Source organism: Actinomadura livida (assembly GCF_014648675.1).
GTDB lineage: Bacteria > Actinomycetota > Actinomycetes > Streptosporangiales > Streptosporangiaceae > Spirillospora > Spirillospora livida.
In genome coordinates this window covers 303,090-319,912 of the sequence record NZ_BMRO01000006.1, presented here as the reverse complement: position 1 = coordinate 319,912, position 16,823 = coordinate 303,090, and the positions used below count along the sequence as shown (strand labels likewise).

General features: G+C 64.7%; 6 protein-coding genes. 3 read left to right on the top strand and 3 right to left on the bottom strand.

Features of this window, described 5'->3' with window-relative positions; translation table 11 throughout:
* The first annotated feature begins 495 nt into the window (after positions 1-495).
* The 3 genes from IEZ03_RS16615 (at position 496) to IEZ03_RS16605 (ending at position 11,442) form a co-directional block, all read left to right on the top strand.
* A complete protein-coding gene (locus IEZ03_RS16615) occupies positions 496-4,008 on the top strand; it encodes a LamG domain-containing protein (RefSeq protein WP_184883527.1) in 3,513 nt (1,170 codons plus the stop codon).
* A 135-nt stretch (positions 4,009-4,143) separates the two neighbouring features.
* Positions 4,144-11,052 carry a polymorphic toxin-type HINT domain-containing protein gene (locus IEZ03_RS38575; RefSeq protein WP_184883529.1) on the top strand — a complete coding sequence of 2,303 codons (6,909 nt, stop codon included), beginning with the start codon at positions 4,144-4,146 and terminating at the stop codon, positions 11,050-11,052.
* Entirely contained in the window at positions 11,053-11,442 is a 390-nt protein-coding gene (locus IEZ03_RS16605) for a hypothetical protein (protein ID WP_184883530.1), read from the top strand. It begins immediately after the preceding gene.
* A 1,341-nt stretch (positions 11,443-12,783) separates the two neighbouring features.
* On the opposite strand, the gene IEZ03_RS16600 is transcribed toward IEZ03_RS16605, so the two are convergent.
* The 3 genes from IEZ03_RS16600 to IEZ03_RS16590 are packed head-to-tail and all read right to left on the bottom strand — an operon-like array spanning position 12,784 to position 16,669.
* Complete coding sequence (locus IEZ03_RS16600; RefSeq protein WP_184883532.1) at positions 12,784-14,793, bottom strand: hypothetical protein; 2,010 nt, start codon at positions 14,791-14,793, stop codon at positions 12,784-12,786.
* Entirely contained in the window at positions 14,790-15,938 is a 1,149-nt protein-coding gene (locus IEZ03_RS16595; protein ID WP_184883534.1) for a 5'-methylthioadenosine/S-adenosylhomocysteine nucleosidase, read from the bottom strand. The genes IEZ03_RS16600 and IEZ03_RS16595 overlap by 4 nt, the downstream gene beginning before the upstream one ends.
* Positions 15,935-16,669 (bottom strand): NUDIX hydrolase, encoded by a 735-nt coding sequence (locus IEZ03_RS16590; RefSeq protein WP_184883536.1) that lies wholly within the window; start codon positions 16,667-16,669, stop codon positions 15,935-15,937. The genes IEZ03_RS16595 and IEZ03_RS16590 overlap by 4 nt, the downstream gene beginning before the upstream one ends.
* Positions 16,670-16,823: the final 154 nt, after the last annotated feature.

The following is a 16,823-nucleotide window of genomic DNA, read 5'->3' as shown; positions in this document are numbered from 1 at the left end:
AAGGCTGATCACCGCATTTCCGAGACTTTCAGGCACTCCCGATACCGGCTCATGATGCCGCCGAGAGAAGTCGCTGTAACTGCCAAGCTTGGGCTGCATTTGCGCATGTTGCCGTGGGCGACGGTCGATCCCTCCAGATACTTACACCCGGTGACTACCAGGTGTAGTGGACCGACCTCTCCGCGCTTGGATGGCTGCCCTGTGCAAGCAAGGCATGGCTGATTGTCATGAACATCTGATCTCGGATCAGGCATGACGCTCATGAGGTGATGTCGGACTACAAGAAGTGGTAGTGATATGGATCACAAAACGAAGATCATCTGACATCTTTACGAAAGCTAACTAGCTGTTTACCTTAAGGGAGATTTATCCGCCCCTTATGCCCTTGGGGTTTTTATGGGCCGTCGTGCCGTCATTGCTGTGCGTCGTACACCCGGGTCTGGGTCGCTGCTATTGCGGCGTTCAGCCTGGTCGGCTGGCGCCTTTTCGGTCTTGATGGCCGCCGCATTGCTGCAGGTTCCGAGCCTGGCCGTGGCGCCGGTGGCGCGTGCTGATGAGCAGCTGCCCAAGGCGGCGGCGACCGAGGAGCAGGCGCTTAAGGCGGCTCGGCAGTCGGGTGAGCCGGTGGAGGTGTTGGCCGGGCGGGGTGAGAGCCGCACGGTGCGGGCGCTGCCGGATGGGCGGATGGAGGTGGAGCAGCGTATCCGGCCGATTCGCGCTCGCCAGGACGGGGGATGGGCCGAGATCGATACCGGGTTGCACCGCTCGGGCGCTGATGTCGTGCCGGCTGTGACCACGGTCGCCCTGAAGTTCTCTGGCGGGGGCAATGGCCCGATGGTGCAGATGACGCGGGCTGGGCGCAAGTTGGCGTTGACGTGGCCGCAGCCCCTTCCCGAGCCGACTCTCGACGGGGATACCGCCACCTACGAGGGTGTGCTGGGTGCGGACGTCGATTTGCAGTTGCGGGCCGAGGCGGACGGGTTTGCGCACACCGTGGTGGTCAAGACCGCCGAGGCGGCCAAGGATCCGCGGCTGGCTGAGTTGGCGTTGCCGTTGTCGGCCCCGGGGTTGTCGGTGACGCAGGAGCCGGACAGCGGGGTGCTGATCGCCAAGACGTCGGCGGGGATGGGGGTGTTCGATGCGCCGTCGCCGGTGATGTGGGATTCCACCAGGGCGCCGGCCGGCGCCCAGGGTTCTTCGACGGCGACCACTCCGCAGGCATCGGCGATGGACACCGGTCAGGGGCCTGCTGAGGGTGCCAAGACCGCGCCGGTCAATGTCGAGGTCTCCGGGGGGAAGCTCACCTTGACGCCCGATCAAGGTTTGCTGACGGCGGCGGACACCACGTTCCCGGTGTACATCGACCCGGTGTGGGGTGCGCATAAGGCTTCGGCGTGGGGGATGGTGTCGTCGGGATATCCGAGTGAGTCGTACTACAAGTTCAAGGGCAAGGCGACCGAGGGTGTCGGGCGTTGTGAGGTCGCCAAGGACGGCAACTGCGTCAAGAACCAGACCAAGCGGCTGTTCTACAAGGTGCCCCTGCCGTCGCTGAAGGGCCGCTACGTCCAGGCGGTGGAGTTCACCGCGTTTGAGACCGGCGCATTCAACTGCAATAGCCCGACGTCGATCCAGTTGTGGCGCACTTTGCAGCTGAAGTCGTATGCGACCTGGAACAACACCGCCGGGTCGTGGAGCAACGGCGGCGCTTGGGGCGAGCATCTGATCTCACGTGATGTGGCGTTCTGCTCGAGGACGCCGGTGGAGTTCGGCGGGTCGCTGCTGCGCTCTCATGTGCAGTCGGCCTTGAACAAGGGGTACAGCGACATCACGTTCGGGTTGAAAGCCTACAGCGAAGCGACGATGGACTGGTGGAAACGGTTCGCCGACGACGCCTACCTGACGATCCAGTACAACAATCCGCCTTACACCGTCAATTACAAGTCGATGGCCACCACGCCCGGCGGGTTGTGCGCACCACAGAACGACCCTGTCGTCATCAACAGAGTCCCCACCCTGTCCGGGTATTTCTGGGACCCCGACGACGAGGACGCCAACAAGGTGCAGCCGGAGTTCGCATCCCACTGGGACACCGGCGACGGCAGCGGCTTCGTCCAGCGCTGGTCGTCGGGACGGATCGCCCCGGCGGCCAGATCGGGGACGCAGCGCCGCACCACGATGCCGGATACGATCCCGCAGAAGACGCTGATCGGCTGGCACGCGCGAGCCTGGGACGGTGAGCAGTACGGCCCCTGGTCGTCGACCGGAGCGGCACCGGCCTGCTATTTCATCTACGACCCGTCCAAGCCGGCCCCGACCATCACCTCCACCGACTATCCCGACGATGATCAGTGGCACGGCGGTGTAGGCCAGGCGGGCTCCTTCACCATCACCGACCCCGAAGGGGTCGCCAACCGGTACGACATCAGACTCAACAACGTGCCGGTCATGTCGGTGGCCACCACCGACGGAGCCGCACGAACGATCACGCTGGCCCCGAATCAGTACGGCCCCAACTCCGTGACCGTGGTGGCGTTCGCCCCCTCCGGGCAGAACTCTGCAGCCGCGAGCATCAACTTCCTGGCCAATGAGGGAACCCCGGCCAAAGCCCGCTTCCCCCTCGATGAGGGCGCCGGTTCCACGACCGCGACCGCCCAGACCCGGGACGGTGACCCACCGATCACCGCGGACCTGCACGGCGGTACCAGTTTCGGTCAGCAGGGCCAGGTCGAAACGGCCCTGACCTTGGACGGTACCGGTCACGCAGGGACAGGGACACCCATCGTGGACACCAGTAAGCAATTCGCGGTGTCGGTGTGGGTGCGGCTCACCCAAGCCGGCGTCACCAGGACCGTCCTCAGCCAGGACGGCACGAGCAAGAGCGGCTTCTACCTCAAGTACGACGGCGCGCTGAACAAGTGGGTGCTGTCGATGGTGAAGTCCGACTCCGCCGAGACAGGCGCCTACCAGGCGGTGTCGAAGAACCCCGCGGAGTTGAACACCTGGACCCATCTGGTGGGGGTGTACGACCAGACCAACCGGCTGCAGATCTACGTCAATGGTGACCGCGGCGCTGAGAGCCCGGTGGTGCCCGCGGCCTGGAACGCCACCGGCGGATTTCAGATCGGGCGTAGCAAGTGGCTGGGCAACCCCGCCGACCACTGGCCCGGCATGGTCGACGACGTGCAGGTCTATGACCGGATCCTCTCCGGCCCCGAGATCACCAACCTGTACCAGCAGGCCCCGGTCCTGAAGGCCCGCTGGAAGTTGAACGCCGCCACCGACGGACTCAGCCCCGGCGAGGTCCACGACGGCGGGGCGGCCCCGCCGCTGAAGCTGCGCAACGCAGCGGCCATCTCGGCCGGTGCCGGGTTCAAGGGCCCCTTCATATCGCCTGCGGGACTGCAACTGGACGGGCTGGGCGCTTATGCCGAGGCCGACCCGGCCGATCCAGCGGCCGACTCGCCGCTGATCTCCACCGATGAGAGCTTCACCCTCACCGGGTGGGTGCAGAACATGCAGCGCCCCCAGACCACTGCCACGGTGTTTTCCCTCCCAGGTACCCAAACCAACGCGTTCGCTCTGCGGTATGTCCCGGACGCGACCGAGCCGGAATACCTGGGCACCTGGCAGTTGGAGATGAACAACGCCGACCTCCCCGCTACTGACCCGTCCAAGCCGCAGCGTCTGACCAGCAACTCCGCGTACACCGAAGACGACTGGGACCACATCACCATCGTCTACGACGCAACGAACCGGACGATGAGCCTCTACATCAACGGCTCCACCGTCAACGGCTCCGACGGGGACTCCGAAGAAGGAGACGTCCGCCCCTTCAAGGCCGCAGGCGGCTTGCAGGCCGGACGTAACGCCTTCGGCGGCAACGGCGCGGGCACCCACTTCTGGCCCGCGGCCCTGGACGACGTCTGGCTGTACCGGGGCGTCCTGAGCCGCACCCAAATCGTCCAGCTCGGACAAGCGATCGAGCTCGACACCGACGACGGACCCTAGACACCCCACCCATGGCGCGGCAGACGCTTCGGCCTCAATGCGTAAGTGTCTGCCGCCGATCCCAGCACATCGACGGATTGGTGCCCCGACGAAGGTCTCGGGGTCGGAGCAGGCGCGTGGGCGCAGGAGGATGCCGTGAGAACAGGCCGCAAGACACTGGTGCTGTCCCGCCCCCGGACGGCACGCGCGGTCGCCGCGGTCATGGCCGTGACACTTGCCGCGGAGCTGCTGTCAGCCACGCCGCCCGCGCTCGCGGATCCCGGCTCTCAGCGCCCGACTGTCAAAGATCACGAGGATCCGGTCAAAGGCCGTGATCTGAAGGTTCGGCCCCGCAAGAAGCCGACCTTGAAACCAGGACCGCCGGCCAAGGTCACCTGGCCCGACCCCGGCACCAGCGAGGTCTCACTGCCAGCCGAATCCAGGCCAGCGGTGCGCGCCGGTTCGCTGCCGCTGCGGGTGCTGCCCGCCAAGAAACCTGCGGCGCGTGGCGAGCTGGAGGCCGCGGGGAAGGTGCGGCTATCGATTCTGGACCGCGCGGCCGCCGCGAGAGCCGACTTGAACGGGCTGGCGTTCACCGTGGCCCGCACCGACAAGCCCAATGCCGGCCAAGTCGGGGTGGAACTGGACTACTCACAGTTTGCGCAAGCATTCGGCGGCGCCTACGGGTCACGGCTGCGCCTCTACCAGATGCCCGCCTGCGCGCTCAGCACTCCCAGCAAACCTGAGTGCCGTCTGGCCGCTCCGTTGAAGGCAGTCAACAACAGCGGCGAGCAGACTCTCACCGCCCAGGTGACCGCAGCGCCCGCTACCACCTCATCGGGTACCGCATCTGCGGCTGGGCAGTCAGTAGGAACCCTGTTGGTCGCGGCGGCCGGGGCGTCGGGGCCGCAGGGTGACTATAAGGCGACCTCGCTGGAGGCGTCGGCGACCTGGCAGGCCGGTGGGCACGGCGGTGACTTCACCTGGTCCTACCCGATGCGCGTTCCGCCAGTTCCCGGCGGTCTCACCCCCAGCGTGTCCATCAGCTATTCCTCCGGCAGCGTGGACGGCAAGACCTCCAACACCAACGGACAACCCTCCTGGGTCGGGGAGGGGTTCGATCTGTGGCCCGGCTACATCGAGCGGCGCTACAAATCGTGCGAGGACGACGGTGCCCCCAAGGACGAGTGGGGAAACTCGCCAGGCGACCTGTGCTGGGGCTACGACAACGCCACCGTCACCTGGAACGGCAAGGGCGGCGAACTGATCAAGGCCGCCGACGGCACCTGGCGAATGAAGGCCGACGACGGCACCAAGTTCGAAAAGCTCACCAACTCGTCCACCGGCAACGGCGACAACGACGGGGAGTACTGGAAGGTCACCACGACCGACGGCGTCCAGTACTACTTCGGCCTCAACCGCGTGCCCGGCTGGGAGTTGGATAAACCTGAGACCGATTCCACCTGGACCACCCCGGTCTACGGCGATGACGCTAATGGCTCGGGCGATGACGACGACGAACCCTGCCACAAACCCGCGTTCGCCGACTCTTGGTGCCAGCAGGCATACCGGTGGAACCTGGACTACGTCGTCGACCCCGCCGGCAACGCCATCGTCTACAGCTACGCCAAAGAGACCAACCACTACGGCCGCAACCTCAAGGCCGAAGACGAAACCCCCTACGTCCGCGGCGGATACCTGAAGACCATCTCCTACGGGATGCGCAAGGACAGCCTGTTCGCCAAGGCGCCCGCTCAGGTCAGCTTCGCTACCTCCGAACGCTGCATCCCTACTGCCACCTTCGACTGCGACCCGTCCAAGATCGGCAGCAACCCTGACAAGTGGTGGGACGTCCCCTGGGACCTGAACTGCAATTCCGGCCAAAAATGCGAGGACACCCACGGCACCCTCGCACCGACATTCTGGTCCCGCAAGCGCCTCACCCAGGTCACCACCCAGATCCTGAAGCCGGACGCGTCGGGATACCGGCCGGTGGACTCCTGGGCACTCACCCACGACTGGGGCCTGGCCGACATCGAACGCGACCTACTGCTGATCAACATCCAGCACACTGGCCACGCAGCCGACGGGACGAAGGTCACGTTGCCGAAGGTGACCTTCACCCCGGTGCAGCTGCCCAACCGGCTGGACAGGACCGGCGACGACATCCTGCGCTACGTCCGCTACCGGGTCGGCGCCATCCAGGACGAATCCGGCGGGCAGATCGACATCAGCTATACCGAACCCGAGGCCAGCTGCTCGCCGTCGGACCTTCCCACACCGGAGACCAACACCACCCGGTGTATGCCGGTGATCTGGACACCGCCCGGTCACGAAAATCCGATCACCGACTGGTTCCACAAATACGTGGTGACCAGCGTGATGCAGTCCGACCGCACCGGTGGTTCACCGGAAATGGTCACCAAATATCAATACCTGGGCGGTGCCGCCTGGCACTTCGACGATGATGACGGGCTGACCAAACAGAAGAACAAGACCTGGTCGCAATGGCGCGGGTACGGGCAAGTCCGCACCTTCACCGGCGACTACAACGACCCCGCCACCCAAACCGACACGTTCTACCTGCGCGGGAGGGACGGAGACCGCAAGACTAAGGACGGCGGCACCAAGTCGGTCACCGTCCCAGACGGAGAAGGCGGCACCCACACCGACCACGCCGCCTATGCAGGATTCACCCTCAAAACCGTCACCTACGAAAACCCCGGCGGCACCGTCCACTCCAAAACCGTCAACACCCCCTGGAAAATCCAGACCGCGTCACGGACACGATCGTGGGGCACCACCAACGCCAACATCACCGCCATCGACACCGCCCAGACCTGGACCGCCAAAGACGGCGGCGGCTGGACCCAGACCAAAACCGACAACACCTACCAGCCCTCAGGCCACGGCACTGGCCGAGTCACCATGGTGGACGACCTAGGTGACCTCACCACCAGCGCCGACGACAAATGCACCCGCACCTACTACGCCGACAACACCGCCGCCTGGATGGTGAACTACCCCTCCCGCGTCGAAACCGTCGCCGTCAACTGCGCCACCACACCCGACCGGACCACCCACGTCGTATCCGACACCCGCACCTACTACGACAACGGCGCCTTCGACGACGGACCGACCATCGGAAACGTAACCAAAACAGACAAGATCGCGTCCCACAACGGCACCACCCCCACCTACGCGACCCAGGCAGAAATCCGCTACGACACCCATGGGCGACCGACGCGAGCCACCAACGCCGCCGGCCACATCACCACCATCGCCTATACCGACACCCAAGGCCTCACCACGCAGGTAACCACCACCGGGCCACCCGCCAACCCGGCAGACACCTCCACCTCGCTGACCAGCACCAAGCACCTCGACCCGGCATGGGGCCTGCCGGTCACCGCACTGGACGTCTCCAACAACAACCTGCGCACCGACCTGACCTACGACCCCCTCGGACGCCTGCAGAAGGTATGGCTACCCGACCGCCGCAAAGCCATCCACGCCCCCAACTACGAATACTCCTACCAGGTCACCGACGGCCAGATCGTCGCGGTCACCACCCAGACCCTCGACGCCGACGGCAGCCAAAAACTCGCCCAAATCGAACTGCTCGACGGCCATCTGCGCACCCGGCAGATCCAGGTACCCGGACCGGACGGCAGGCTGATCTCCGACACCTTCTACGACAACCGCGGCCAGGTAACCACCACCTACGCTCCCTACACCGCCACCGGAGCCCCCGAAGCCACCCTGTTCGGCGTCTACAATCCCGGCCAAATCGAGACCCAGGCCCACACCGAGTACGACGGGTTGGGTCGTAAAACCGTCGAACGCCTGACCACCGAGAACGGCGAACAACCCGACAGCGAGCTGTGGCGCACCACCTACGACTACGGCGGCGGCAACCGCACCGCCACGATCCCACCCGCCGGCGGCATCGCCACCGCCGAGATCACCGACGCCCACGGCCAGATCATCCAACGCCGCCAGTACAAGGCCGCCACCCCCACCGGTGACTACGACGCCACCACTTACGCCTACACCCCGGCCGGGGAGATCGCCTCTGTAACAGACCCATCCGGCAACACTTTCACCAGCACTTACGACCTACGCGGCCGCAAGATCCAGACCACCGACCCTGACAAGGGCGCCACCACCTTCACCTACAACGAACTCGACCAGGTCACCTCCACAACCGACGCCCGCGACAAAAAAATCTTCACCGATTACGACGGGCAAGGCCGCAAAACCGCCACCCACGACGGCTCGGCAGACGGCCCGGTCCTGGCCTCCTGGACTTACGACACCAGCATCCGCGGCAAAGGCAAACTCGCCTCAGCAACCCGCCACACCCCCGACGGCGACTACACCAACGGCGTCTACAGATACGACACCCTTGGCCGCCCCGAAACCACAACCCTCACCATTCCCGGATCCCAAGGCCCACTCGCCGGAACCTATCCCTTCTCCGCCAGCTACAACGCCGACGGCACCATCAAGGGAAAGACCAGCCCCGCGGTCGGAGGACTCCCCGGCGAAAGCATCATCCACTCCTACGACACCTGGCAGCGCCCCACCGGACTGACCGGCAAGACCCCCTACATCAACACCGCCCAATACACTCCCACCGGCAAACCCACCCTCCTCGAATACGGGACAGACCCCAGCAAACAAGCCTGGCAGACCTTCACCTACGAGAAGGGCACCCAGCGGCTGGCCACCGCCCGCACCTACCGCGCGGCAATAGGCGGTGCCGACCGCCACGCCAGCTACCACTACACCGACGCCGGAACCATCACCTCCATCACCGACACCTCCCGCGACGGCGTCGACAACCAATGCTTCACCTACGACCACCTGCAACGCCTCACCCAAGCCTGGACTCAGAGCACCTCCGACCCCTGCACCACCGAACCCACCACCTCGATGATCGGCGGACCGGCACCGTACTGGCACACCTTCACCTACGACACCGCCGGCAACCGCAAAACCCAGACCCTGCACGGCATCGGCGGCGAAACCAACACCACACGCACCTACACCTACGCCGACCCCGGGGACGGCAACCGCCTCAACACCATGGTGCAGACCGGCGGCGACGGCGCCCGCACCGACACCTACGCCTACGACGCCACCGGCAACACCACCACCCGCACCATCGGCACCAGCCCGCCCGGCCAAGGTCAAACCCTCGACTGGGACACCGAAGGCGAACTCACCAAGGTCACCGAGAACGGCGCCACCACCAACTACATCTACGACGCCGACGGCAACCGCCTCATCCGCAAAGATCCCACCGGCACCACTCTCTACATGCCCGACGGCACCGAACTCCGCGCCATGTCCGGCGCCACCACCGCCACCGGCACCCGCTACTACACCTTCGCCGGCCAAACGGTGGCAATGCGCACCTCCGACGGCACCGTCACCTACCTGACCAGCGACCACCAAGGCACCGCCCAGGTCGCCATCAACGCGAACACCCAACAAATCACCATCCGACGCTTCGACCCCTTCGGCGCCATTCGCGCCCTCGACGAGGACGCAACCTGGCCGAGCGATAAGGGCTTTGTCGGCGGCACCCAAGACCCCATCGGCCTCACCCACCTCGGCGCACGCGAGTACGATTCGCAAACAGGCCGCTTCATCTCCATCGACCCACTCATGGACCAAGCTGACCCTCAACAGATGAACGGCTATACCTATGCCAATAACAACCCCATCACCAACGCTGACCCCGACGGCAGAATGTGCCGCAGAACTCCCGAAGGTGTGGAGTGCTTCAACGGTGATGGCGTGGACCGCCGACCAAACAACAAGGGCGGTTACGACGTCTACAATCCTCGTGGTCGTAGAGTCGCGAGAAGCGGTGACAGTGACGCAGGAAGCAGCAGGAGCTCGATTGGGCGCCGCACCATCGGAGCCTCAGGTATCACCATTCCTAAACATCTCGAAGAAAAGCGTTTTAGGAAACTTTTCTGGAACCTTTACGGTCAAATGACTAACGGGCTCGTCATCAAGGACCCCGACTACCTATACGCGGTTGAACTTCAAGCAGCACTCAACACCTGTAGAGAAATAGACGAATGCCTACAAGACGGATATACGAAATTTCTAGCCGCATTTTCAATTCTGAATGCCGGGCTTTTTGTTGGTTCGGGAGGTGGGCGCAGCGGTTCGCGCAAGGGAAGGGCTAACGGAGCACTCGTTGCCAAGTCGAAAAGGCGTCTAGGGATATGCAGCAGCAGCTTCGTCCCCGGCACACCCGTCCTCATGGCCGATGGGAGCCACAAGCGCATCGAGGACCTTGAAACCGGCGACAAGGTCATTGCAACCGACCCCAAGACCGGACGCACCGAAGACAAACCCGTCATCGCCACCATCACCAGCAAGGGCGACAAAGACCTCGTCCGAATCACCATCAACACCGATGCCCCCCGCCGCTTCCGTGCAAGCGGCAACGAACCACCGCACGCCACCACCAAGGTCATCGCTACCGAATTTTCCAACAGTGGCGTACTCATCGCCACCGACACTCACCCCTTCTGGGTCGCTGGCGAAATCAATGCCTGGGTGCAGGCCGCCGACCTCAAGCCAGGCATGTGGCTCCGCACCAGCGCCGGCACCTACATCCAGATCACCGCCACTGAGCACCGGACTGCTCGCCACCAGCGGGTCTACAACCTCTCTATTGGAGACATTCATACCTTCCACGTGCTTGTGGGTGAAACGTCAGCGCTTGTTCACAACGACGGCAGAGATGATCGCCCTGTAGCCGCTCGAATTCCGTCCCTGGAGGGGCTGACGCAAACTAAGGCACACGACATACTGGAGCGCGGTGGGCTAGAACTGAAGTACATGGCGGGGAGTGGTAAGTGGGTCAGATATGATGCTCCAGATGGTAGTAGTGTCCACATCGAGATGGTGAACGGTCGCGTCGTGCGCACATCCGTTATCGACATGGGGCCGAACACGAAAAATAGGACTCAGAGGTGGACGCCGGATGGTGAGAGGACGGATTCGCACGACACAGGAGAAAGGATTGAATGTTAGGTGACCGCAGAACTTCGTTCCGCCTGCGAGGAAGCCCATTTCGCTTTGGTCGGGTATGTGAATGAATTTTTTGAGGAATTCGCTTATATGGCAGGCTCGGAGGAGCAGTGCCGGATCGTGCTGGCAAAAAATGCCGGAACAGAAGAGGTGGCCATACGACTTGCAGGTATTCGCTTTCTGTCTATCACTAACTCAGCTGCGTTGAGCGATGGATCCTCTATTGTCGATGAAATCTCTATTTCTTACCTTCCGTCGACCGGAAAAAATTGGCCCACTGGTGCCGAGCACATGATTCGGCAGTTTTCTGAACTCCCGTCTCTGGTGTGGTTGAGGATCACTGGCTTGGTTGAGTTGAATGTAATTTCATCGATGCTAAACATTTCTCGTTAGATCCGGGGCCGATGATGCCTGAAAGGTGATTAAGGGTGACTGGCCAGCAGTTTGAAACTGATGATTAATTCTGGATCGGGTGTAACTTTGAAGCGCCCCGACGATTTTGGAGGCGCCGCCGGCGGCCAGCGCGAACAGCAGCGCGATCCCGATGTAGCGGGCGGCGACGTTGCGGTGCTCGGTCTCGAAGCCGAGCGAGGTGCCCGATGCTGGTGGCGGCGGTGGCGCTGGTGAAGCTGCCGTTCGGCGGGTGGCTGGTGCGGGGGCGGGTTTCGACAGTCGAGTGATCTCGGCGATTTTGTCGTTCGAGGATGGTGATTGGCAGGGCGGCTGTGACCAGGTCGCCGATCCGAAAGGGGCTTTTGGCTGTGCGGCGCAGGACCCGCCAGCGGCCAGCCAAGCGGGCAGTTGGTCAACCCGGTGCCGGAGCGGGGTCTGGAGGCCGAGCTGACTCCGGACCTGGCCTACGCACCTGTACGCGTATGGCATGAGCGTCCGCGACGTCCTGCACCACCTCAGGTAGGTACACGGCACCGAGTCGTCCCACGAGCAGATCTCCCGGACTGCCATCCCAAGTGATGGACGAGGCCAAGGCCTGGCAGACCCTCCCCTGGAACCGGCGATTCAGTGGTGTTCCTCGACGCGGTCATGGTCAAGGTGCGCGACAAACACTGGTGCAGAACAGGCCCGCCTACATCGCGGTCGGCATCGACGCCGAAGGGCACAGCGCATACTGGGCATGTGGCTGGCGGCCCCCCATCAACACTGCCACCGCCGCAGTGAGTTCCCGGTTCTAAACCTCGGACATCACCGCTCTGCGCAAGATCTTTGTCTTTGGCGCACAGTCGGCGAGGATCCAAATTTGTGGCCGACGGTCATCACGGATAGTATCGTCTTTTGGGAATACCCGAAAAGTATGACGGATTTTTGGTGGGAGTCATGGATCAGACGATTCGGTGTCCAATCTTTCCTGACGACTTCCCGAGTAGCCATCGTGCGTCAAATAGCTGACTAGGGCTCCAGTCGGAGGCGCCTGAGATCGGGAGGGCGTGTCTGGTGAGAAACTGCTCTGAAGAAGGTCCGACCACAGAACGGTAGTGGCTCCGCCTGCGGAGCGCGAGGCCCGTGACGGTTTGTGTCGATCAGGGGTGTTCGCGGGCGGTGTGCGTCGTCGGTTGGCGGGACGGTGCCGGTGCTGACGTGCGTCGTGTCCCCGCTCGGTCGGCGTCCCCTCACGCCTCCCCGCCGGTCGCCGTCCGCCGTCCGACTGGTGCCGGTGCGTTGATGGGGCCGCCTGCATCGACCGAGTCGTGTCGCAAGATTTCTACCCCGAGAAGCGCCTCACTTGGACTCCGCCGGGTGGGGACCGGACTCTGTCCGGTCGCCCAGGCGTTGGCGTTCTCGTACGATCCACCGCTTGCCTTCCGCGGCGATTCCTTCCATGACGGTCAGGGTGTGGCGGAGATTGGCGGCGTCTTGCGTTACTTCTGACACGACGCTGCTGGGCTCGTCCTGGAGTTTCTCCGCTTCCGGGGCCATTGCCTCGACGTGGATCTCCTCACCGTTGACGAGGGTGAGTCTGAAGTCGTGTTCATCGTCGTCGGTCTGGCGTACCCGTACGGCGGCGACCGCCTCGTAGCGGTAGTTGGTCCGGTGCCGATCGTGGAAGGTGCCCTTCGCGAAATCGAGTTCGGCGTTGAGTTGCCGTACCCCGTCCGTGGTGAGGAGGAAGAGGAGCAGCTTGTAGCGCTCGTAGCGCCAGGGGCCTTTGCGTACGCGTGCGCTTCTGCCTGGGAAGGCGCGCGTCTCGATGAACGCGTGGGAGATCAGGCCGCTCATCGTTAACCGGTAGTGGCGTAGTGCCTCGTCCAGGAGCATCTTCCGGTCGCAGTCCAGCCAGGTGGCCATCTGGCGGTCGTCGGGTTTGTCGGCGAGCTTCGCCTTCCAGCGCTTGAAGGCCGCTTCGCAGGCCTTCAGCGTCTGTGTGTTCTCGGCGAGGTCGGCCGCATATCGCCTGCGCTCCAGGACGATGCGCAGCCAGGCGTGGGCGGCGATCACGCCCGCCGGCAATGCCAAGGCGGCCGTGCGGACGACGCTCAGCGGGTCGATCCGTACCGCGACCTCCAGCGTCCACGTAACCCCGGGGACGAGGAGGGCGAGACCGAGGACCGTCAGCAGCATGGAGGCCGGGGGAGTGGCGAGTTCCTGCCGGTAGTTCCACAGCGTGCCGTTCTCCCACCGTGTCCTGACGTCGCTGACCCGGTACCGGATCAGCCAGGAGATCCTTTCGACGCCGGTCCGCTGCTCCCGGTAGACGTCCACGATCTCGTCGCGCAGGCACCTGCGGATCCCCGCCGTCTCGGCCAACCAGACGGACCTGCTGGTGTCGCGTGGAACGTATCTGGCGAAGTAGTGGTCCAAGCGCCGGCTCACCTTGTCGGCGAAGCCGCCGGAGGGGGCGCTTCGCGGGCGCGTCCACGGCGCATATTGCGCATCCTTCACCCGGCGCCGCTCGATGCGGAAGCGCCACTCCACACCGCCCCTTGCGGCGCAGTAGCCGCCACCGACGCTCAGCAGGTACGCGAGCAGAGCGACCGCCTGAAGTTCCCGCACCAGAAGGTAAGCGATGTGGATCGCCGCCGCGGTCAGAACGGCGGTCGACACCAGAGCTTGAACCCAGGTGCCGGTTGTGAGGTCCGGTGGCCGCGGCTCACGAACCCGTGGCCGGGCCGGTTTCGGCTCGAAGAACTTCCAGACACGGTCGGCTCTGCCGTTCGCCATCTGTTTCTGCTGGGCGCTGTCCAGGGCGCGGCGCCACATCTGGTTCTCGAGTGGCCCGTCCAGGAACAGCTGCAGGTGCCGAAGGATCATGGAGCGCTGCGGGTCGGCAAGCCCGTCGAGGTCCTTGAGCAGGGGACGCAGGTCCTCGTCGGGTTGCTGCGCGGACTCCAGCAGCCGGCATAGGGTCCGCACTCCGTCCGCCCATGCGTCGTCACCGGTGGCGTTGCAGGTTCCCGGTGCCCGATGCAGCATTGTGAGGTGCTCCTGCGGCATCTCATGCCGTGTCCGGCCGCTGACGAGGGCGAGCTGCCAGTGGAAGCAGACCCGGCTGCCGGTGAGACCGCCGTCCATGACGGCTCGGCCGATGAGCTCACGTGCCTTACCCGGTATCCCGCCCGTGAGCAGCCGGACGCCGATTTCGAACATCTCCGCAGGCGATGCGCCTGCGGGGGTCTCGTAGACATATACGTCGCCGTGCACGACTCCTGCCTGGACCCCTACGTAGGCGGAATCTCCGGCGTAGTTCGTCGTGGTGCCATTCGGTGCAGCGGTGGTGTCCTGCGCGGTCATGAGAGGCCTTGAACCAGGGCGATGACGCTCGCCACTTCTGCGGAAAGGGCGGCCACGTCCCCGACCAGCCCGCGTACCTTCTTCAGGGCCAGCGTCACCGCCCCGACGTCCTGCGGATCGGTCGTCTGCAGTGTCTCGCGGGCGGCGGCGAGTTCCGCCTCGGCCGCGCGGTAGGTGTCCTCGTCCAAGTGTCCCGCCGTCCGCGCCTGCCGAAGCCGGAGGGCGAGTTCGGCGATCGCCGTGGCTGGATCGGTGGGGGGTCCGTGCTCACCGGACACCCGGATGCCTCCGTGCACGTGCCCGGCCTGCACGACCACCCGTGCGTTGTCCTTGGCGACGTTGCGGATAGTGTCGCTCATCATCGGTGTTCCTTTCGGATCGGCCGGTTCGCGTTGTTGCGGTTCCTCGGCGGAGAGGGTTTCGGCCAGTGCGGTGGTGAACGCCGCAGCGTTCGCCACCGCCCGTGCCTGCCAGTGCTCGCGGTCGGTGGTCTCCTTGGTGCCGTCGGCGTGGTCGCTGACGCCACGGATCACGACCACCGGCAGGGACCTGTTGAGGTGCGCGGCCTGAGCCACGCCGGCGCCTTCCATCTCGATGGCGCGTGCGTCGTTGTAGTTCTGCCGGATCCAGTGCGCGTGCGGCGAAGTCGTCGAGTTCAGTACGATTTCGCCGGCTGCGATCGGCCCGAAGTGCACCGTGGGCTCTTGGTCATCGAGCTCGTCCGCCCATGCGCGGTTGCGAGCCACATGCCGGGCGACCTGGTCGGCGCCGTGCGACACCTCCCAGACACGGGGGCGGCTCTTGAACCCGTCGTCCTCGCTCGTCCCGCCGTGGAAGGCATAAATGTGGGTGGCCACCACCACATCCCCGAGGGCGATGTCGGAGTGCAGGGCCCCGGCGACCCCTGCGAACAGCAGCGCCGCCGGGGAGAACTCGTTGATGGCGCGTTCGGCCAGCACCGCCGCGGACTGGTTGCCCTTCCCGACGAGGCCCAGTGCGATGCGTGCCCGGCCGTGCGCCAGCCGGCCCACCTCGAATCGGGTGCCCTGCGGGTGGCGATACAGCCGCGGCTTGTCAAGCTTCGTCCGGACGGACTCGTACTCCACGTCCAGCGCCGTGAGAACGACGATCGGATTGCCGCTCATTGTCCCGATCCCTTCGTGATCGACGGTTCGACTGGCCGGGCCATCGGCGGATTCAAGGCCTTCTGCGGACCGGCTTTGAAGACTCGGGCCGGCCGGCCGGTCGTGCCCTTGCGTTCCGGGCCGGCCGCGACGATGAATCCGCTGGTCTTCTGGACCTTGCGATAGAAATTGCGGGGGTCGAGAGAGATCCCCCATACCGCTTCGTAGACCCGCTGGAGGTCGGTGATCGTGAACGTCGGGCCGCAGAACGCCGTGGCGAGCGCGGAGTGCTCGAGCTTGGCGCGGGCGTTCTCGACGCCGTCCTCGACGATCCGCCGGTGGTCGAAGGCGAGCTCCAGGTCGCCGGAGAGCACCTGATCTGCTCGCTGCCACCGGGCCCCGGCCGCGTCCGTTCCGGCAGCCGGTTCCGGGAGCCGCGGTGCGATCGCCAGGAAGGCGACCGACACCACCCGTCCGCGCGGGTCCCGGCCAGGGGCACCGTAGACGCCCAGGTGCTCAAGGTGCAGCGTATCGACGTCCATGTCTGTCTCCTCCTCCAGCTCGCGGTGGGCCGCGGCGGTGATGTCCTCCTCGGCGTGCTGCAGGAAGCCGCCCGGAAGCGCCAGAGCCCCCTTATAGGGCTCGATGCCGCGTTCGATCAGCAGCACATGAAGGAGAGACTCGCGCAGCGTCAAGATCACCAGATCGACGGCGAGCATGACTTCGGGGGGAGTCCAGCGGTCCTCGGCCATGCGCTGACCCTAGCTTTTTGTCAGACTGACAAAAAGTAGTTTCAGGATGCCGTCCTGGCCATCGCCTTGTCACCCGTTGGCAAGACCGTTGGCCGCAAACCAGCCTCACTTGCGCTCCGGCCGTGGCTGGTCTACTCCTGGGCCAGCACCTCCC

What these genes read in the sequence shown, in the direction of transcription:
- IEZ03_RS16615 (WP_184883527.1), top strand. Translation starts at nt 496, where the DNA reads ATGGCCGCCGCATTGCTGCAGGTTCCGAGCCTGGCCGTGGCGCCGGTG.
- IEZ03_RS16600 (WP_184883532.1), bottom strand. Translation starts at nt 14,793, where the DNA reads ATGACCGCGCAGGACACCACCGCTGCACCGAATGGCACCACGACGAAC.
- IEZ03_RS16595 (WP_184883534.1), bottom strand. Translation starts at nt 15,938, where the DNA reads ATGAGCGGCAATCCGATCGTCGTTCTCACGGCGCTGGACGTGGAGTAC.
- IEZ03_RS16590 (WP_184883536.1), bottom strand. Translation starts at nt 16,669, where the DNA reads ATGGCCGAGGACCGCTGGACTCCCCCCGAAGTCATGCTCGCCGTCGAT.